This is a genomic window from Hymenobacter sp. J193 (assembly GCF_024700075.1).
Lineage (GTDB): Bacteria > Bacteroidota > Bacteroidia > Cytophagales > Hymenobacteraceae > Hymenobacter.
The window spans coordinates 100,782-120,754 of the sequence record NZ_JAJONE010000001.1; the positions used below are offsets into that span (position 1 = coordinate 100,782).

Sequence of the window (19,973 nt, forward strand, 5' to 3'; positions counted from 1 at the left end):
TGCGGGGCCAGGTCAGGAGTAGGTGGGGGAATGCGCCACGTATGGGTACAGGGCAGTCTGCCCGCTGTAGAAACGCTTATTCGTGTTTCTACAGCGGGCAGACTGCCGAATTACGACAACGTATTGTACTACAGGTTGCCCTGGCGGAAAACCCGCTACCTTGCCGGCCCGGTCTGCCGGAAACTCTCCTATTCTTTTATTGCCCCCGATGTCCCGTCTTCCCCTGCTCGGCCGTTTGCTGAGCCTGCTGCTGCTGGCCCAAACTGCCGCGGCCCAAACCGCCCCACCCGTCATGGCCCCGCTCGACCAGGCCGCCCTGGATGCTGTGGTGGCCCGAACCCTCAAGGCCTTCGACGTGCCCGGTATTGCTGTGGCGGTGGTGAAAGATGGGCAAGTGGTGCTGGCCAAGGGCTACGGGGTAAGCTCCCTGGCTACCAAAGCGCCCATAGATGCCAACACGCTCTTCGGTATTGCCTCCAACACCAAGGCCTTTACAGCGGCGGCGCTGGGGCTGCTGGTGGAGGAAGGCAAGCTGCGCTGGGACGACAAGGTGACCGACCACATCCCGGAGTTCCGCATGTATGACCCCTACGTGACGGCCGAGTTCACGGTGCGCGACCTGCTCACGCACCGCAGCGGCCTGGGCCTGGGCGCCGGTGACCTGATGATGTTTCCCGACTCGGCCGACTTCACCATCAAGGACGTCATTCATAACCTGCGCTACTTCAAGCCGGTGTCGTCGTTTCGCAGCAAGTACGACTACGACAACAACCTCTACCTGGTAGCCGGCGAGATAGTGGCGCGCGTATCGGGGCAGCCCTGGGCCGATTTTGTGGAAAGCCGCCTGCTCAAGCCCCTGGGCATGAGCCGCACCGCCACCCTCTACGCCCGCCTGCCCGAACGCACCAACGTCATCGACGGACACGGCCCGGTGGAGGGCAAGGTGCAGGTAGTACGGCGCGACCTGAACACGCTCATCGGGCCCGCTGGTGGCATGTACAGCAGCGTCAGTGACCTGAGCAAGTGGGCTTTGATGCTGCTCGGCGGTCCCGGCGCCCCGGCCCCGCTGCTCAAGCCCGCCACCCAGCGCGAGCTGTGGGCGCCGCAGACCATTCTGCCCGTCAGCTCGGCGCCTTCGCCCTACAACACGCACTTTGCGGCCTACGGACTGGGCTGGTTTCTGCGCGACGTGCGCGGCTACAAGGAAGTGTCGCACACCGGCGGCGAGATTGGGATGGTAACGAAAGTGACGCTGGTGCCGGAGCTGCGGCTGGGCATCATTGTGCTTACCAATCAGGAAAGCGGGGCGGCATTCACCGCCGTCAGCAACCACATCGAAGACCACTACCTGGGCGTGCAGGGCCTGGACCGCGTGCAGGAAATGGTGGACCGCATGAGCAAGCTGAAAGGCGCCGACGACCAAACCACTGCTGCCGTGTGGAAGCAGGTGGCCGCTGCTCAGAAAGCTGCTCCCAAGCGCCCTGACTACGCCCCACTGGCCGGCCGCTACCACGATGCCTGGCTTGGCGACGTAACCCTGACCGCCCAGGGTACCCAGCTATGGCTGCGCTCCGTGCGCGCCCCGCGCCTGCTGGGCCAGGTGCTGCCCTACCGCGGCAACACCTACGTGGTGCGCTGGAAAGAGCGCAGCTTCAACGCCGACGCCTTTGCTTCCTTCACCTTCGACGAGCAGGGCCGCGCCACCGGCTTCAAAATGAAGCCCGTTTCCGCCCTCACCGATTTCAGCTACGACTTCCAAGACTTGGATCTGCAGCGCGTAGAAACCGCTGGGAAGTAGAAGCACTCCAATTTTAGACCTAAATGGTTAGTTCCCCTCCTTTTTGAAGGAGGGGTGGCCAGAGGCTGGGGTGGTTACTAGATCTATTAGTCAGCAATTAGCCTTTGTTCTAACGATTTGACCACCCCTAACCCCTCCTTCAAAAAGGAGGGGAACTAGCTTTCCAGCCTTAATTTAAAACCTACTCCCCGTGCGCTTAGAAGCGAAGCTGGCTCTGTTCAGTGCTCTGTTGAAGCTGCTGGAGTGCTCGTGGCCCTAGTGATTCCACCCAGTGTGGGGCGTGTGGCTACTGCCCACATCAACCACCACCCGCACCAGAAAAAGCGCGAGTTGCGGGCCCTCATCCGCGGACAGCGCGCCCGATGCCGTCAAGCACGTGCGCTGGCCCCGCGTTATCTCATAGTCTTTGTGGATGCCTGAAAGGGTAGATGGCTGACTGTCCGGGCACAGGCTCCGGGTAGCCTCGTGACGGCGAAGACCGACGGCGGTTTTTCACCTAAGGATTCACGATGCCGTAGTCTTCCGGCTCGATGGGGCGGGCGGGCGGCACGGTGGCGGGCTCGGGAGTGGCCGGGCAACTGCAGCTGCCAGTTGTCTTCCAGCTGAGCAAGGCCCCGGTAAGCGGTAAGGTCAAACTGGCAGGGCACCACCGATACGAAGTTGTGGGCTAGCGCCCATTCGTCGGTGTCTTCCCCCTGGTCGAAGTTCACAAACTCCCCGCGCAGCCAGTAGTACGGGCGGTTGTACGGGTCGTGGCGCAGGTCAAACTCCTCCTGCCACTTGGCCCGGGCCTGCCGGCACAGCCGGATGCCGGCAATGGGCATGTCGGAGAGCTTGGGCAGATTCACGTTCAGGGCCACGCCGGCCGGAATACCCTGAGTTAGCGCCTGCCGGGCAATGTGCTCTATCCACTCCTCCGTATGGGCGAAGTGGGCGTCGTGGCCGTACTCGCAAAGCGAAAAGCCAATGGCCGGCAGCCCCTCAATGGCGGCCTCAATAGCCGCCGACATCGTGCCCGAGTACAGCACGTTCACCGAGGAGTTGGAGCCGTGGTTGATGCCCGAGACCACCAGATCGGGGCGGCGGTCCTTGAGCACGTAGTGCTTGGCCAGCTTCACGCAGTCGGCGGGGGTGCCGCTGCACGCGTAGGCCTCAATGCCCTCGAAAATATTGCTGCGGTCGAGGCGCAGGGGGTGGCCGATGGTGATGGCGTGGCCCATACCCGACTGCGGGGAGTTGGGCGCCACTACTACGACCTCGCCCAGGCGACGCATCACGCCCACCAGCGTGGCAATGCCGGGGGCCGTGATGCCGTCGTCGTTGGTGATAAGAATAAGGGGGCGGGCAACGGCGGAATCAGGCATACAGGGAACGTTGAGGAAAGCGGAAGCGCCGCAAAGGTAGCAGTCACGGCGGCCCGGGCATCAACTACCAGCCGGCAGGTGCGTAAGTTGGGGCGTGAAATCTTCCCTGCCTTTCCTGTTCGGCGCATGGGCAGCCGGCGTCCTGCTCATGGCCTGCGACGGGCCCAGCGTCCGCAACACGCCTTCGGCCACACCGCCCGCTACGGCCTCCACGCCTGCGCCCCAACAGGTGCCCGCTCCGCCCACGCCCGCGCCGGCCGGCCGCCCCGAAGCTCCCGACTCCCTGCACCTGCTGAGCCCGGGCCGGGTGGGCTTGCTGCGTCTCAATATGAAGGAAGCCGCTTTGCGCGCCATCATCCCGTCCGCCCAGCTGCGCCGCACCACGCGCCAGCTCGAAGGCATCGACTACCCGGTGTACGAAATGCAGGACCCGCGGCACCCCGACGCTCCGCCGTCCATCCTGGAGCTGGTAGGCGACGACGAGGAAGGCTACCGGCTCTGGCGCGTGCACATTACCAGCCCCCACTACCGTACGGCCGAAGGTGTGGGCGTAGGCTCCCCGGTAGGGCTGGCCCGCTCCCACTACGGCATCAACACCGTAGAGCTGGCCGATGCGGGCCTGGTGGCCGTATCGGATGAGGTGCGCATGAGCTGGCAGCTGGACATGGCCGGCCTGAGCCGCCCGCCCCGGCAGCCAACCGAGCTTCCGCCCGCAACGCGCATCAAAGGAATATACCTTTTCCGGTAGCGGGTTGCAACGAGGGGCGGCAATCCGCGCTAAAACGTGTACTTTGGCCGCGCCGGAGCGCCCTCCCCCTCTCCACCGTTATGCCCGCCCCGGCCGCGCATGAAATTCTTTCACAACCTCTACCGCTCCCACGACCTTGGCCTGCTGCTGCTGCGCGTGGGGCTAGGCATCATGTTCACCATTCACGGCTACCCCAAGCTGATGGGTGGGCCCGAAAAATGGGCGGCCCTGGGCGAAACGATGGGGACGCTGGGTATCCACTTTGCGCCGGCTTTCTGGGGATTTATGGCCGCCGTTGCCGAGGCCGTGGGCGGGCAGCTGCTGGCCCTGGGTTTGTTTTTCCGGGTAGCCTGTGTGCTGCTGCTCTCTACCATGCTCGTGGCCACCATCAGTCACCTGAGCGCCGGCGATGGGTTCAGCGGCTTCTCGCACGCGCTGGAATCGGCCGTTGTCTTTGCAGGCCTCCTGTTTATTGGGCCGGGCCGGTACAGCGTGGACCAGGCTATTTTTCCGGCTCCCCGGCGGCGGTATTAGTCCGGGCCGGTTTCACCTTTACGTATCAGCATGTTTCTTGTATTACTCACGGCGCTGCTGGCCGGCACGCCACCCGTGGCGGCTCCTGGGCCGGCCGCCACGGACTGGCGCACGCCCTTTGAGAAAGGCAACGGCAACACCACCGCCACCTACCGGGAGTGCATCGACTACTACCAGCGTCTCGACTCTAAATACGAGGAAATAACCATGCGCCGCGCCGGTGCCACCGACTCGGGGCAGCCCTTGCACGAGGTAGTCATTTCGGCCAACGGGTTATCAACCCCTGGCCTGACGCGGAATGCCAAGCGCCGGGTGGTTTTCATTCAGAACGGCATTCACCCCGGTGAGCCGGAGGGCATTGACGCCTCTATGATGCTGGCCCGCGACCTGGTGCAGGAGCCGGCCCTTAAGCCCTTGCTGGCGCGCCTCACGGTGGTCATTATCCCGATTTACAACGTGGACGGGGCCCTGAACCGCAACTCCACCACCCGCGCCAACCAGAACGGGCCGGAAAGCTACGGCTTCCGGGGCAACGCCCGCAACCTCGACCTGAACCGCGACTACGTGAAACAGGACTCGCGCAACGCGCAGTCGTTTGCCGAGCTGTTTGCCAAGTGGCGGCCCGACGTATTTGTGGACACGCACACCTCCAACGGTGCCGACTACCAGTACACCATGACGCTCATTGCCACGCAGAAAGACAAGCTGCACCCGGCCCTGAGCGCCTACATGACGGGCCGCTTGCTGCCCTCGCTCTACCAGGGCATGGAGCAGCGCCACTGGCCCCTCACGCCTTACGTGGATTTTGAGGGTCGCACGCCCGATGCCCGGGGCCTACAGGGCTTTCTGGAAACCCCGCGCTACTCCTCCGGCTACGCGGCTCTGTTCAATACCATTGGGTTTATCACCGAAACCCACATGCTGAAGGCGTATCAGCCCCGCGTGAAGGCCACCTACGACTTTCTGACTCTGTTGCTCCAGCAGCTCCACCTCAGTGCCGATGAGCTGGGCCAGGCCCGCGCCGAGGCCGACCGGCAGACCGCCGCCCAGCAAACCTTCCCACTCACCTGGCAGCTCGATACCACCCGCGCCGAGACGTTGCAGTTCCGGGGCTACGAGGGGCGCACCAAACCCAGCGAGGTCAGCGGCCTGCCCCGCCTCTACTACGACCAGAAAGCGCCGTACACCCGGCCTGTAAAGTACTACAACACCTTCCGCCCCGGCGTGCAGGTGCAGGCGCCCCGGGCCTACGTGCTACCACAGGCGTGGGCGGAAGTAGCCGAGCGGCTAAAGCGCGGCGGCGTGCAGCTGCGCCGCTTGTCCCGCGACACCACCCTCACTGCCGAAGCCTATTACCTGGGCGACTTTGCTACCTCGCCCCGCCCCTACGAAGGCCACTACCTGCACAGCCGCCTGCAGGTGCGGCCCGAGCAGCAGAAAATCCGCTTTTCCCGGGGCGACTACGTGGTGAGCCTAGACCAGCCCCAGCGCCGGTTTGCCATCGAAACGCTGGAACCGCAGGCCACCGACTCATTTTTTACCTGGGGCTTCTTCGACAGTGTGCTCCAGCAGAAAGAGCACTTCTCCGACTACGTATTTGAGGATTTAGCTGCCGACCTGCTCCGCCGCGACCCAAAGCTGCGCCAGCAGCTGGAGGAGCGCAAGAAATCCGACCCGGCCTTCGCCAAAAGCGCCATCGCCCAGCTGGAGTTCGTGTACCGCCACTCACCCTACTACGAGGCCTCCCACCTGCGCTACCCTGTAGTACGCTGGCAAGGCGGCCCGCTGAATACGATGGCAGACTGATAATGTGCTAATTTGGATAATGTGCTGATGTGCTAATGCGGGGGCATGTGCCTGCACTGCGCCAATGGCGTCTGCTCCCAACACAGGATGGGTGCAGTGCAAACGCATCGTGTGTCGGGGGCAGACGCCGTATCATTATACGTTGTGCCACCAGTAGACTTCCCTGCTTACCACTAACGTTTGATTAGCACATCAGCACATTCACCCACATTTTCACATTAGCGAAGCGCAGCACATTCTCCCACATTAGCCCTATGGTTCTTGAACTCGACCACCTTTCCAAGCGCTACGGCGGCACCGAAGCCCTGCGCGACCTGACGCTGCACGTGCCGGCGGGCAGCGTGTATGGGCTGCTGGGGCCGAACGGCTCGGGCAAAACCACTACGCTGGGTATAGCCCTGGGTGTGCTGAACCCCACGAGCGGCACGGTGCGCTGGTTTGGGCAGGCGCTGTCGGCGGGCAGCAAGCGGCGGGTAGGGGCATTGCTCGAAACGCCCAACTTCTACCCCTACCTTTCGGCCCGCCAGAACCTGCAGGTAGCGGCCGAGGTAAAGCGGGCCGACGCCCGCCGCATTGATGAGGTGCTGGAAACCGTGGGGTTGTTGGGCCGCCAGCACGACGCGTTTCAGGGCTTTTCCTTGGGCATGAAGCAGCGCCTGGCTTTGGCCTCCACCCTGCTGGGTCAGCCCGAAGTACTGGTGCTGGACGAACCCACCAATGGCCTCGACCCGCAGGGCATTGCCGAAGTACGCACGCTGGTGCAGCGCCTGGCGGCTGAGGGCAAAACCATCATCCTGGCCAGCCACCTGCTCGATGAGATTGAGAAAGTATGCACCCACGTAGCGGTATTGCAGCGTGGGCAGCTGCGCGCCGCCGGTGCCGTGCGCGACATCCTCACCAGCGCCGACCGGGTAGTGCTGCGCCCCGGCCCCGCTACCACCGCTGCTGCTCTGACGCAGGCCTTGGCCCGTCTGCCTTGGGTTTCCGACGTGCAGCCAGAAGCCGATGGCCGGCTGAGCGCCGTGCTGGCGCCGGAGCAGCACCCTGCCGCCTTAAACGAAGCACTGTTCAGCCAAGGCATTATCCTGGCCGGCCTGGAGTTGCGCCACCGCAGCCTCGAAACCCAATTCCTGGCATTGACGAGTTGAAGGAATTTTCCGGGGAATGGCTGAGTGGTTGTCTTGCTGAATGGTTGAGAGGCTGTCATGACGAGCAGCGCGAAGCCATCTATCCTGTACAATACCAGTCCCCTTCTTTCCCACCCAGCCCCTGGGGCTGACCATACGTCAGAGCGTGCCGCGTGGCCCAGGACGGGTTGCGGCGTCGTGCCTCCTCCCCATTCAACCATTCGGCAAGACAACCATTTACCAGAAAACCATCCAACCCCATGCTTCTCCACGCTGAACTTCGCAAGCTGCTGCCCTACCGGACCGTCTGGATTTTGCTGGTGCTATACGCGGTGCTGCTAGCGGGCTTTGTGGGCATGAGCGGCGGAACCGTCATCAATGGAAAGCCCATGGGCAACTCGTTATACGCCTTCCCAGGGGTGTGGAGCCGGCTCACGTACGTAGCCAGCTACTTCAACCTGCTGCTAGGCATCCTGCTCATCATCCTGATTGCCGATGAATTTCAGTTCCGCACGTTCCGTCAGCAAGTGCTGGATGGGCTTTCCCGCGCCGACCTGATCCAGGGCAAGCTGGGAATAGCGGTCGGACTAACAACCTACGCTACGCTGGTAGTGTTGGGAATCGGGCTGTTTTTTGGGCTTACGCGCGGCCCCGAAGCGGCGCCCGGCGCCGTTACGGCCGAGCTGGGCGCGGTGGGCTTGTACGCGGTGCAAGCCCTGGGCTACCTGAGCTTGGCGGCACTGCTGGCCTTTGCCCTGCGCAAAAGTGGGCTGGCCATTCTGGCGTTTCTGCTCTACGGCTGGGTGGCCGAGCCGCTGGTTCGCTCCCAGCTTCCCGATTCCCTGGACCGCTACTTCCCCGGCAAGCTGCTCAGCGCCCTCACGCCCACGCCCGGCCAGGAGTTGCTCGATACCGTGGCCGGCCCCAGCGGCGCACTGCTGCCCACCCAAGCCCTGCCCATCGCGCTGGCTTACGTGGCCTTATTCTGGCTGCTGAGCTACCTGCTGCTGCGCCGCGACCTGTAGCAGATACCAGAAAAGCAGCTACCGCTTCTATTCTGGCCATTTTATGTGGCTCAACCGCAAAAAACAACCCCGGCTCTCCGTGCCTTTTGGCCGGAAAGCTGGGGTTGTTTTTTGCGGTTGGGGCTTAAGGCTATACCGGGCGCAGCTTGCTCAGAATGGTGTGGCCCAGCTTGTCGCGCTTGGTGGTCAGGTACCGCTCGTTGTGCACATTGGCTTCAATCTCTATGGGCACCGTATCCACAATTTCGAGGCCGTAGCCGATGAGGCCAGTGCGCTTGCGAGGGTTGTTGGTGAGCAAGCGCATCTGGCTGATGCCCAGGTCGCGCAGAATCTGGGCGCCCACGCCGTAGTCGCGCTCATCCATCTGAAAGCCCAAATCCAGGTTGGCTTCCACGGTGTCACGGCCCTGCTCCTGCAGCTGGTAGGCGCGCAGCTTGTTGAGCAGGCCAATGCCCCGGCCTTCCTGGTTCATGTACACTAGTACACCGCGGCCTTCCAGCTCAATCTGCTCCATGGCCCGGTGCAGCTGGGGGCCACAGTCGCAGCGGCAGGAGCCGAAGATGTCGCCCGTCACGCAGGAGCTGTGCACGCGCACCAGCACCGGCTCACCGCTCGTGATGTCACCCTTCACCAGCGCCAGGTGCTGGGCGTTGGTCGACTGCTGGGTATAGGCTACCAGATCAAAGTCGCCGTACGCGGTAGGCAGCTTCACCGACAGCTCCCGCTGGATAAGGCTTTCCTTTTCGAGACGGTACTTGATCAGGTCCTGCACCGAAATCAGCTTCAGGTCCCAGCGCTTGGCTACCTCGCGCAGCTCGGGCAGGCGGGCCATTTCGCCGTCTTCCTTCAGAATCTCCACCAGCACACCGGCCGGCTCGAAGCCCGCCAGCCGGGCCAAGTCAATGGCGGCTTCGGTGTGGCCGGCGCGGCGCAACACACCTTCCTTGCGGGCTTTCAGCGGGAAGATATGGCCGGGCTTGCCCAGCTCCTCGGGCTTGGTTGCGGGGTCGATGAGGGCCAGGATGGTTTTGCTGCGGTCGGAGGCCGAAATGCCGGTAGTCACGCCGTTCTTCAGCAAGTCGATGCTCACGGTGAAGGGCGTAGCGTGCAGGGCCGTGTTGCGGCCTACCATTAGCTCCAGGCCCAGCTCCTCGCAGCGCTGCTCGATGAGCGGGGCGCAGACCAGGCCGCGGCCATGGGTAGCCATGAAGTTGATGACCTCGGGCGTGGCGCAGCGGGCGGCGCAAATAAAGTCGCCCTCGTTTTCGCGGTCCTCGTCGTCAACGACCACGACTACTTTACCGGCCCGGATATCGGCAATGGCATCTTCAATGGAATCCAGCATGGATCATGGATTTTACGGATTGTAAACGGGTTTCACGGATGGTTCGGAGCCGCACAGCTCCCCGCGGAATGGCCGCTGCCGCTACAAACCGCAACGGCGCCGCGAAGTTACGAAAGGGGAAATGGCGAACTGGTGAAATAGTGAGTTTGCCAGTCGGCCGGCGCGGATATGTCATGGCGGGCAGGGCGAAGCAATCCGTCCTTTTCAAAACCAGACACATCTTTCTACCAGAAAGCCCCTGACGCCAGCACGGAGGTCAGGGGCTTTCTGGTAAAAGGAGGAACTGCACATTTCAGAGGACGGATTGCTTTGCTCCGCCTCGCAATGACACGTTGCGCTTGTTACCTGTTACATTTTACCTGTCACCTCATTACCTCACCCCTACTCCTTCGCCAGCTGGGTGGCACGCACCTGGGCGGCCTGAATGCCGGCGGCCAGGGTTTCGGCGAGGTGGCCGGCCTGAAACTGGCGCAGGGCAGCCTCGGTGGTGCCGCCTTTGGAGGCTACGTTGGCAATAAGCTCGGGCAGGCTTTTCTCGGAGTTGTTGAGCAGGTGGTAGGCACCCAGCATCGTCTGCTTCACCAGCAGGGAAGCCACGGAATCGGAAAAGCCCAGCTGGCGGCCCGCGTCAATCATGGCCTGCACGATGTAGAAAAAGTAAGCCGGGCCACTGCCGCTCACGGCCGTCACGGCGTCGAGCATGCTTTCATCCTCCAGAAAAAGGGAGCGGCCGGTGGCGTTCAGCAGGTTTTCCACCTGGTGCAGGCGGAGCCGGTCGATTTCCGGCGCCGCCGAAAACCCGGTGATGCCCATGCCCAGCAGCGCGGGCGTGTTGGGCATGGCGCGCATCACGGCCTGGTGCTGCAGCTCCCGCTGCAGGCGGGCAATGGGAATGCCGGCCATGATGGACAGCACCACCTGCTCGGGCTGCAGCACGGCCCGCAGTGCCTCCGCTACCCGGCTGAAATCCTGGGGCTTCACGGCTACCAGCACGATATCGTAAGAGCCCACCTGGGCATCCAGCTCGCCGGTGGGCAGGCCGGGGTGGGCGTCGCGCAGGCGCTGGCAGTGGTCGGCGTGGCGGCCCAGCAGCAGCAGGTCCTGGCGCTCCACCAGGTTGTAGTGCAGAAAGGATTTAGTGAAGGCCAGGCCCATATTGCCGCAGCCCAGGATAGCAATGCGCAGGTTTTTCATCGGTAACTGAAATAAATACTGCCTGCCCGTCAAGTGCCGGGGGCTGGCGGCCAACATAAGCAGGAAACCCGGCATTGCCTTGCCCGGCCCGGGGCAGGCTACTATTTCCAACCGCCGGGCAGGCCGCGGCCCTCAATATTCAAGCATGGATATAGTTCGGAAATACCGGCTACTTTTGAGCCTGATCTTCTCTTTTCCTTTTCTATGAAAAAACTTACCTGCCTCCTACTCGGCGGCGTGCTGCTGACTTCGGCCTGCGAACAAGCCCAGAAAACCAAGCAGGCCTACGACAACCTGGCCAAGCTCAAAGACGCCGGCGAAAACATCGAAAACACCCTGGACGCGGCCAAAGCCCAACGCGAGGAACGCGAAAAGCGCGGCGACACCCTGTCCCTGCCCTACAAAGAGCTGCAGACCTATCTGCCCGCCGAGATTAGCGGCTTTACCGCCGGCAACCCCGAAGGCCAGTCGAAGAAGATGGGCGGCTTTGCGTTTTCTACTGCCAGCCGCGAGTTCACTAAAGACAGCGTAACCATCATAACCGAACTGATAGACTACAACGGCGCCCACGACATGTACCAGGGCGCGGCGGCTATGTTTGCGCTGGGCATGGAAAGCGAAAACGACGAAGAACTGGTAAAATCCACCTCCCTGGGCATAGAAGGTGCTTCGGGCATGGAAAACTTCCACAAGAAAGACGGCCGGGCCCAGCTTACCCTCACGCTGGGCGGCCGCTTTATGGTGAGAGTAGACGCCGACAAGCAAAAGGACCTATCCCTGGTAGAGTCGGTAGCCAAGCAGATAGACCTGAAGAAGCTGGCAAAGCTGTAGGCTGACGAAGCAGGAACAAAAAAGGGGCGCAGCCGGAAATCCGGACTGCGCCCCTTTTTTGGCCGTATGCCGGGCTGTTTGTCAAGCTTAGTTCATTCACTCAATTGCTCACTCACTTACTGCCCGCCTGCTGGAAACGCTGGGTGGGCTGCCAGGTAGCGGGGCCGGCCCCGCGCAGGTAGCGCCATAGGCCCACCAGCAGCGCCGCGTTCATGCTGTAGAAGTGCGTGATAAAGCGCAGCAGGCGTGAATGGCGGTTGCGAAGGCGCAGCCACGCGTCGAGCAGCAGCAGCAGCGGCAGCCCGACTTGGCCCAAGAGAAGCAGCTGGTAAAACCAGCCCGCCCCGCGCACCACCAGCGCCGCGCTGGAAAGCAGCATGAGCAGCAGCAGCAGCGGCGTAAGCCAGCGCAGGACCTTGTGCGACCAGAAGGCGTAGCTCAGTCCGCGCCACGGCGGCCACAAGAGCTGCCGAAACTCCCGCAGGTTCTGGAAGTTGCCGGTGGAAATGCGGGCTTTGCGGCGGAACTCTTCCGGCAGCCGGTCCGACACATCCTCGAAGCACACCGCGTCCAGCTCATTCAGGGCCTGGTAACCGTCGCGCAGCACGGCCATGGAGGTATAGAAGTCATCCACCAGAAACGAGGCCGGGGCGGCGTGAAAGCAGGCCCGGCGCACCGCAAAGCAGCCCCCAAACGCCCCGATCATAGCGCCCCACACCACGCCTTCCTGGTATTTGATGAGGTTTTCCCGCTCCAGGTAAGCCTTTTCCTGGCCCGATATGCCTTCCTGCCGGTGCTCGGGGTTGAGGATATTCCCCCCCACCAAGCCTACCTGCGGCGCCCGGAAATGCTTTACCAGCTGGTAAAGGGTATCGGGCACGAAAAACACGTTGGCATCGGTGAGCACCAGCACAGGCGCGGTGGTTTCCCGGGCCAGCGCCTCAATGATGCCCGGCTTGCCGGTGCGCTGCCCAAACACGCGCAGGCGCACCCCGGGATACTGCACCTGTAGCCGTTCAATCAGGGCATGAGTGCGGTCGGTGGAGTTGTCGGACCCGATGTGCAAGGTGAGCTTATCGAGCGGGTAGGTAGTGGCGAAGGTGGAGCGGATTTTCTCTTCAATTACCTGCTCCTCGTTATGGGCGGCCAGCAGAACATCTACCCGCGGCAGCTCCTCGTCGTGGGGCGCGTACAGCTGCGCGTTGTGGTGGCGGCCCCGGGCCCGCCAGCTCAGCAGTATCGGAAACAGCACGTAGGTGTGCGCCACCAGCAGCAGGGCCAGCCAGAAGGCACCGATGAGCACCGCGTCTAGCATGAAACCGGCCGCCCGGCGGCTACCTGCTGGTACAGTTGCTCGAACCGCGCCACCACCCGGCGGTTGTCGTACAGCTCGGCGGCCGTTTGAGCGGCCTGAGTGCCCAGGGCCGCTACGTCGAGGCGGCCGTGGTAGTAGTCTTCCAGCAGACGCACCCATTCCTCGGGGTCGTCGGCCAGCAGGATGTTGTGGCCGGGGCGGCAGTGGATGCCCTCGGCGCCCAGGGCCGTGCTCAGAATGGCTTTGCCCAACGCCATGCCCTCAATAATCTTCACGCGCATGCCTCCGCCCGAAAGCAGCGGCACCAGCATCAGCTCATAGGTCCGCATAAAGTCGGCCGCCGACTCCACGAAGCCGTGCATGGTCACGCCGGGCAGGCGCAGCTGGCGCAGGCGCTCGGGCATACCGGTGCCGGCCACGTGCAGCTCCAGCTCGGGCAGACGCTCCGCTAGGCGGGGCCACACCTGGGTCAGAAACCAGTCGAGTCCTTCGAGGTTGGGCAGCCAGTTCAGGGAGCCAATCATGCACAGCGTGCGTGGCCGGGGCAGCACGGCGGGCTCGGGCCGGAAGCGGGTCAGGTCGACGCCGGCGGGGATGAACACCACCGGCTCCTGACAGCCCTGTTGTCGCAGGCGCTGCCGGTCGGCCTCAGTGATGGCGGCCACCGCATCAAACCGGTGCATCATCCATTTTTCGAACAGCTTCAGCCGCTGCGCCAGCTTCTGCAAGTACCATTTCTTGAGCGTATTGCCGGCGTTTCGGGCCAGTTGCTCCCAAATGGTATACTCTACGTTGTGGGCGCGCAATACCACGGGCGGCAGGTTCTTCCAGCTTACTGCCCCGTTTTCAATCCAATATCCGGCGTACCAGGCCACGAAAGTGCCTTCCATTTGCACCACATCAAACTGCTCCTGGCCCAGCAGCTCGGCCAGCTTCACCTTCACTTTTTCACTCACAAACCGCTCCACGTTATAGGGCAACTCACTAAAGAGGAAGTTGCGCAGCGCCTTGATGGGCGAAAGGTTGGTGTCGACATCCACCGTCAACAGCCGCACGTTGGGACCCAGGTGGTCGAGCACGGTAGCCGGCTGGTGGTGCTTGGGCGTGTTGATGGCCAGCACCGTAACGTGGTGGCCCGCCTGCGCGAGGCCCGCCGCCACGTCGTACATGGCAATGGCGCCCCCATCGTGGGGCGGGAACGGAACGCGCGGACAGAGCTGCAGGATACGCACGGGGCAAAGGTAAGGGGCCGGCAAAGCTAGCAGCTTTGCGGCAACGGTCGACTTTTACCAGCTACCACACCAGAACCAGCCGGCTGTCCGTTACCTGGGCTGTCATCTACTATTCTTTTGAGCGTTATGCGGTTTGCTGCTTCCCTCCTGCTGTTCGCACTGTTAAGCTCTTCGGGCTGTGAGCCGGAATTTCGTCAGTGCCCCACCACGCACACCGACCCGACCAAGCAGCTATATAATGATGTAGTGATTGAAATAGTGGAAAAGCAATTATATGCCTTTACATATCTCCCCGATGAAGATCGGCAATATATTAATCGGCATTTCGAGGAAGTGTATTCCAATGACAAGCAAAATAGCGAGTATTCGCACACAGATTCGACTTGGTTGCGAGTACAGGGAAAGTTGTTCCACAATCGACTATTTAATGACAGCGCCCGGTTCAGAACATTCTACCTGAACCGTTCAGCCTCCGGTCGCCTATGGCGACCTTTATTCAGGCCTATCCGCTTCTCCGAGCTTAGATTGGATGACCTCAGAACTTGGTTGAAAGAGATAGTACCTGGGCGGGAACAGGCCGCACTAGACAGCCTATACGAGCCCCAAACGCTCATGAAGGCAGCTGATTTTGAGCTATGTACCTTCCGGCTTCAACCTTTTCCAGACACTATCCACCGTATTTACAAAGGACAAACCAAGGCTAACCCTTTAACCATAACTCTTTCCAAGGCCGTCTTTAATGCAACTCAGGATAAAGCTATTATCGGTTTCAGTATGGCTTATGGAAACGGGCATAACGGCTACGCCCAACTTCTGCTACTGGAGAAAATCCAGGGGCGTTGGCGAATCAAGCAAGACCAATTATCATGGATAACCTAGTATTGTTCTATTCTGCCAGCCCTTCCCCAACCGCTAAGCCCGAAACTGCCCGAGCAGCTTGTGGATCTGCTCTTCGGTGCCCAGCAATAGCAGCATGTCGTCTGGGGCCGGGCGAATGTTGGCGTTGGGGCTCACCAGCAGCTCGCCGCTGCTTTGTTTCAGCCCGATGATGGTAGCCCCGCTGCGGGTGCGGATGTCCAGCTCGTGGATGCTGCAGCCCTGAAACTCGGGGCGCATCTCGGCGAAGCGCATTTCTTCCAGGCGCAGCTTATCGGGCCCCAGCCCGGAAATCATGTCCCAAAAGCGGACAACCTCGGGGCGCACCACCAGGTTGGCCATGTGCGAGCCCCCGATTTCGTCGGGCATCACCACGGAGTCGGCGCCGGCCCGCAGAAGCTTGGCTTCGCTGGTTTTGAGAGAGGCGCGGGCAATGATTTTGATGTTCGGGTTCAGCTCCCGGGCCGTGAGGGCCACAAATACGTTGTCGGCATCCTTGGACAGGGTTGTAATCAGGGCGCGGGCCCGCTCCACACCGGCGGCGCGCAGGGTATCGTCGGCGGTGGCGTCGCCGAACACGGCCGCAATGACGTCGCCGCTGGTTTCGGTAGCCGCTTTCAGCAGCGACTCGTCCTGCTCCACTATCACCACGCGGGCGCCGTTGGCCCGCAAATCGTGGTAGGCCTTGCTGCCGTTGCGCCCAAAGCCGCACACAATGACGTGGCCGCTGTACCCGCGGATTTCCTGGTCGGTTTTAAACATCTTGAAAAGGTGACGCAGCTCGCCGTCGAAGATATAGGTAGTCAGAACCGACACGAGGTAGGCAATGACCAGCAAATTGAAGAAAATATACACCGACACAAACGCCCGCCCCGCCGGCGAAAACGGGTAAATTTCCCCGAAGCCCACCGTCGAAATGGTGGTCATCGTCATGTACACCGCATCCAGGAAGCTGTAGTCCTCAATCAGCATAAACCCCACCACGCCGCTGGCCAGGCTGAGCCCTGACAGTGACAGGGCCAGCACAAACCGGCTCAGGTTAAACCGCTTCCACATGAATCTGGTGTGCTAATGTGAGGAATGTGCTGAGGTGCAAATGAGGAAATAGGGGCAAGTAAATAAGTCTGTCATGCTGAGCGAAGTCGAAGCATCTCTACCGCTTCGTTGCCATGCTATTCAGACGAAGCGGTAGAGATGCTTCGACTCCGCCCAGCATGACGTTCTAAGTTGGGTGCTGTTCCTTGAATTTCCTCCTTCACTTCTACCCCACGTTGCGCGGAATGACGGTGCCGAGGTGGGCGGCCAGCTCGTTGTCGAGGCGCTTGTAGAGCATGAGGGCTTCCAGGATTTTATCCACGGCGGCCGGGTCGCGGGCGTCGCGCAGCTCCTTTTGCAGCTGGTTTAACTCGCGCTGCACAATCTCCTTTTTCAGGCGCAGAATGGCGTTGTCGCAAGCTTCCTGAATCAGATCCAGCTCCCGGGGCACGTAAATCTGGTGAGTAGTCCAGTTGGGGCTCAGCTCGTAGCGCTCCGTGGCCAGGTCGCCGATGAGGGCCCGGATATCGGAGCGGCTGTGCTGAATGAGCGTGCGTACCTCAGGCCAGCGACCCTGCTCCATTTCCTGCTGGCACACGTGCAGCACATCGGCGTAGAGCGGAGTGCGTAGGGGCGTTTCTTCCAGCTGGGCCAGCAGGTACTGGGCCACCGCCACGTCGGGTGAGAGGGGCTGCGAGGCGTAGAGCACCAGCAGGCGCACCAGCTCCCGCTCGCACTGCTGCAGCACGTCGGGCAGCGGCTCCAGCTCCTCTTTTTCCTCGGTAGCAAAGGCACTGCTTCCGCCCAGGTCTTCCGGCGAGGCTCCATACATCAGGGCTTCAGCCTCTTCCTCGGGAGTTAAGTTTCGGGTGGCTGGTCTCTGGTTGCTGGTTGTTGGTTGGCCGGTGCTGCTGGCCCCGCTCGCACCGCCACTCTGGCCGCCAGGCGCCTTTTGGCTCGCATTGCGTACCAGCTTGTTGTACTCGGTGATGAGCACCTGCTCGTCGATGCCGAAGGCCTGGGACGTCTGCTGCAGAAACACCTGCCGCTTGATGGGGTCGGGCACCTTGGCAATGCTTTGCAGCACTTCCCGGATGGCCTCGGCCTTCTTCACCGGGTCGTGGGCCGCCTCGCGGCTAACCAGGTCGGTTTTGAACTGGATAAAGTCCTGGCTGGCGCCCTCCAGGTGCTCCACGAAGCGCTGGTCGCCTACTTTACGGATGTAGGAGTCGGGGTCGTCGCCGTCCGGGAACAGCACCACGCGCACGTTCAGGCCGCCTTCCAGCAGCATGTCGATGCCGCGCAGCGAGGCCCGGATACCGGCCGCGTCGCCGTCGTAGAGCACCGTTACGTTGTCGGTGTAACGCTTGAGCAGGCGGATCTGGCCGTCGGTGAGGGACGTGCCCGACGAAGCCACCACGTTTTTGATGCCGCCCTGGTGCAGACTCAGCACGTCGAGGTAGCCTTCTACCAGGTAGCACAGCTCCTCGGTGCGGATGGCCTGCCGCCCCTGGTAGAGGCCGTAGAGCACATCGGACTTGTGGTAGATGTCCGACTCCGGCGAGTTCAGGTACTTGGCGGTTTTGTCGTTGGGCTTGAGCGTGCGCGCCCCGAAGCCAATGACGCGGCCTGACACGTTGTGAATCGGGAACATCACGCGGCCCCGGAACCGGTCGTAGCGGCGGCCGGTGTCCTGGCCCTGGTCGTCTTCGCGCCGGATGATAAGGCCGGTTTTCTCCAGGTATTTCTGCTCGAAGCCCGCCGCCGTGGCCGACTTCAGCAAATCGTCCCACTGGTCGAGCGAGTAGCCCAGCTCGAAGGTTTTGATGGTGGTCTGGTTGAGGCCCCGCTGGCGCAGGTAGCTCAGCCCGATGCCCTGGCCCTCGTCGGTATTGAGCAGCAGGCGGTGGTAGTGGTCCTTGGCCCAGTTGGAGATGATAAACTGCGAGTCCTTGTCGTTTTGGGCCAGCTGCTGCTCGGGGGTCTTTTCTTCCTCCTCTACATCGATGCCATACTTTTTGGCCAGGTACTTCAGGGCTTCCACGTAGCTGGTGCCCTCAATGTCCATGATGAACTGCACCACGCCCCCCGCCTTGCCGCACCCGAAGCACTTATACAGGCCCTTGGCCGGGGCCACCGAGAAGCTCGGCGACTTTTCGTGGTGAAACGGGCAGCAGGCCCACATATTCTGCCCCTTACGCTTGAGGCTTACAAAGTCGCCCACCACTTCCACGATGTCGGCGTGGTGGATAATCTGATCAACGGTTTCTTTGGGGATGCGAGCCAAGGCAGTGCGGGGCAACAGGTAAGCAGCAGAACAGGACGCCGAAGATACAAGGAACCCGCGGGCAGGCCGGCAACCACCCCGCTATTTCCCCGGCTCAGGGCAGCTGGCAGTTGCACTTTAGCTATACGGTGCCTCTAGGCTGCTTCTCGACTGCTTCTAGACTGCCTCTAGACTTTGCTCGGGGAAGGCTCCTGCAAAGTGGCTGACAGAATAGAAGTATACCAGGAGCTGGGCCGGCTAAGTGTCATGCTTCATCTGGCGTCCGCTTTTCGAAGCATCTTGGTAGGGTAGCAAACCCAACGAAGCGGTAGAGATGCTTCGGCAAGCTCAGCATGACGTTCTATTTATGTCCAAAGCGTACCTCACCCCAGCAGCGGCTTTACCCGTTCGCCCAGCAGCTCAATGGCGCGGAGCAGCTTTTCGGGGGCCAGGTCGGCGTTGTCCATCTGGAACGTAACGCGGCTGACCCCGCCCAGAGCTTCGGCGTGGCGCAGAATCTTGGCGGCTACTTCCTCGGGGTTGCCCACCAGCAGCGCCCCGCGGGGGCCGCGCTGGGCCTCGAAGTGGCCGGGCGTGACGGGCGGCCAGCCCCGCTCCCGCCCGATGCGGGTGAAGGTGCGGGCGTAGCCGGGGTAATAGTCGGCTATGGCCTGCTCGGTGGTTTCGGCCACGTAGCCCAGGGAGTGCAGGCCCACTTGCAGCTGTTCGGGGGCAAAGCCGGCTTGCTTGCCGGCCTCCCGGTAAAGGTCGATGAGGGGGCGGAAGCGGTGGGTTTCACCCCCGATGATGGCCACCATCAGCGGCAGGCCCATGGCCCCGGCCCGCACAAACGACTCCGGGCGTGCCGCCTACCCCGCGCCAGATAGGAAGCTGCGCCTGCAGGGGCCGCGGATATACCGCCTGCCCACTAAGTGCCGGCCGAAACCGCCCCGACCAGCTCACCTGCTCCTGGTCGCGAATCTGCAGCAGCAACCCCAGCTTTTCCTCGAACAGAGCGTCGTAGTCGTGCAGGTTCAGGCCGAACAACGGGAAAGCTTCGGTGAAGGAGCCTCGGCCTACTACCAGCTCGGCCCGGCCGTTGCTGAGCAAATCGAGAGTAGAGAACTGCTGGAACACCCGCACCGGATCGGCGGCGCTGAGCACTGTAACGGCGCTGCCCAGCCGGATGCGCCGGGTGAGCGAGGCCGCCGCGCCCAGAATCACGGCCGGAGCCGAGTCGAGGAACTCGCGGCGGTGATGCTCGCCAATACCGAAGAAGTCGAGGCCCACCTGGTCGGCCCGCTCAATGCGTCCGAGGAGCTGGCGCAAGGCCGTGGCGTTGTCGGAGGCGGTGCCACCCGTGGGGGCCGCGGCGAAGCTGTCGATACCAAGCTGCATAATCTTCAGGAGAGAAGGTGAGCTGCTACAACCGGCACGGGCGCTGTTGGTTCTCAGTTGTCGGTTGGTAGGTGCTAGA

Annotated in this window: 15 protein-coding genes and 1 pseudogene; 8 read left to right on the forward strand and 8 right to left on the reverse strand. The window is 62.1% G+C overall.

The window, feature by feature from the left end; genetic code table 11:
* Nucleotides 1-208: 208 nt before the first annotated feature.
* The gene (locus tag LRS06_RS00500) at nt 209-1,798 is read left to right on the forward strand and encodes a serine hydrolase (protein ID WP_257869664.1); all 1,590 of its coding nucleotides are present in this window, start codon (nt 209-211) and stop codon (nt 1,796-1,798) included.
* A gap of 392 nt (nt 1,799-2,190) precedes the next feature.
* Here LRS06_RS00500 and surE read toward each other — a convergent pair whose 3' ends face one another.
* Nucleotides 2,191-3,162, reverse strand: a complete 972-nt coding sequence (gene surE, locus LRS06_RS00505) for a 5'/3'-nucleotidase SurE (RefSeq protein ID WP_374679413.1) — start codon at nt 3,160-3,162, stop codon at nt 2,191-2,193.
* A gap of 94 nt (nt 3,163-3,256) precedes the next feature.
* Between surE and LRS06_RS00510 the strand changes: the two genes are divergently transcribed.
* The 5 genes from LRS06_RS00510 (at nt 3,257) to LRS06_RS00530 (ending at nt 8,402) form a co-directional block, all read left to right on the forward strand.
* Nucleotides 3,257-3,910 carry a hypothetical protein gene (locus LRS06_RS00510; RefSeq protein WP_257869665.1) on the forward strand — a complete coding sequence of 218 codons (654 nt, stop codon included), beginning with the start codon at nt 3,257-3,259 and terminating at the stop codon, nt 3,908-3,910.
* Between the two features lie 99 nt (nt 3,911-4,009).
* Nucleotides 4,010-4,444, forward strand: coding sequence for a DoxX family protein (locus LRS06_RS00515; RefSeq protein WP_257869666.1), 435 nt, complete (start codon nt 4,010-4,012; stop codon nt 4,442-4,444).
* Between the two features lie 30 nt (nt 4,445-4,474).
* Nucleotides 4,475-6,250 carry a M14 family metallopeptidase gene (locus LRS06_RS00520; RefSeq protein WP_257869667.1) on the forward strand — a complete coding sequence of 592 codons (1,776 nt, stop codon included), beginning with the start codon at nt 4,475-4,477 and terminating at the stop codon, nt 6,248-6,250.
* A 254-nt stretch (nt 6,251-6,504) separates the two neighbouring features.
* Nucleotides 6,505-7,398 (forward strand): ABC transporter ATP-binding protein, encoded by an 894-nt coding sequence (locus LRS06_RS00525; protein ID WP_257869668.1) that lies wholly within the window; start codon nt 6,505-6,507, stop codon nt 7,396-7,398.
* 239 nt (nt 7,399-7,637) lie between these two features.
* Complete coding sequence (locus tag LRS06_RS00530; protein ID WP_257869669.1) at nt 7,638-8,402, forward strand: ABC transporter permease; 765 nt, start codon at nt 7,638-7,640, stop codon at nt 8,400-8,402.
* 130 nt (nt 8,403-8,532) lie between these two features.
* Here the strand turns inward: LRS06_RS00530 and LRS06_RS00535 are convergent, their stop codons facing one another.
* A complete protein-coding gene (locus tag LRS06_RS00535; protein ID WP_257869670.1) occupies nt 8,533-9,747 on the reverse strand; it encodes a bifunctional 3,4-dihydroxy-2-butanone-4-phosphate synthase/GTP cyclohydrolase II in 1,215 nt (404 codons plus the stop codon).
* 381 nt (nt 9,748-10,128) lie between these two features.
* Entirely contained in the window at nt 10,129-10,932 is an 804-nt protein-coding gene (gene proC / locus LRS06_RS00540; protein ID WP_257873352.1) for a pyrroline-5-carboxylate reductase, read from the reverse strand.
* A 213-nt stretch (nt 10,933-11,145) separates the two neighbouring features.
* Here proC and LRS06_RS00545 point away from each other — a divergent pair, with 213 nt between their 5' ends.
* Complete coding sequence (locus LRS06_RS00545) at nt 11,146-11,772, forward strand: hypothetical protein (RefSeq protein WP_257869671.1); 627 nt, start codon at nt 11,146-11,148, stop codon at nt 11,770-11,772.
* A 112-nt stretch (nt 11,773-11,884) separates the two neighbouring features.
* Here the strand turns inward: LRS06_RS00545 and LRS06_RS00550 are convergent, their stop codons facing one another.
* Both LRS06_RS00550 and LRS06_RS00555 read right to left on the reverse strand, forming a co-directional pair.
* Nucleotides 11,885-13,087, reverse strand: coding sequence for a glycosyltransferase (locus LRS06_RS00550; protein ID WP_257869672.1), 1,203 nt, complete (start codon nt 13,085-13,087; stop codon nt 11,885-11,887).
* Nucleotides 13,081-14,319 (reverse strand): glycosyltransferase family 4 protein, encoded by a 1,239-nt coding sequence (locus LRS06_RS00555; RefSeq protein WP_257869673.1) that lies wholly within the window; start codon nt 14,317-14,319, stop codon nt 13,081-13,083. The genes LRS06_RS00550 and LRS06_RS00555 overlap by 7 nt, the downstream gene beginning before the upstream one ends.
* Before the next feature lie 126 nt (nt 14,320-14,445).
* Here LRS06_RS00555 and LRS06_RS00560 point away from each other — a divergent pair, with 126 nt between their 5' ends.
* Nucleotides 14,446-15,198 carry a hypothetical protein gene (locus LRS06_RS00560; RefSeq protein WP_257869674.1) on the forward strand — a complete coding sequence of 251 codons (753 nt, stop codon included), beginning with the start codon at nt 14,446-14,448 and terminating at the stop codon, nt 15,196-15,198.
* A gap of 33 nt (nt 15,199-15,231) precedes the next feature.
* Here the strand turns inward: LRS06_RS00560 and LRS06_RS00565 are convergent, their stop codons facing one another.
* From LRS06_RS00565 to LRS06_RS25495, 3 genes and pseudogenes are all read right to left on the reverse strand, one after another.
* Nucleotides 15,232-16,251, reverse strand: a complete 1,020-nt coding sequence (locus tag LRS06_RS00565) for a TrkA family potassium uptake protein (RefSeq protein ID WP_257869675.1) — start codon at nt 16,249-16,251, stop codon at nt 15,232-15,234.
* Nucleotides 16,252-16,456: 205 nt separating this feature from the next.
* Nucleotides 16,457-18,517: a DNA primase gene (dnaG, locus tag LRS06_RS00570; protein WP_257869676.1), complete on the reverse strand. Its 2,061-nt coding sequence runs from the start codon at nt 18,515-18,517 to the stop codon at nt 16,457-16,459.
* Between the two features lie 362 nt (nt 18,518-18,879).
* Nucleotides 18,880-19,894: pseudogene (locus LRS06_RS25495) on the reverse strand (LLM class flavin-dependent oxidoreductase).
* Nucleotides 19,895-19,973: the final 79 nt, after the last annotated feature.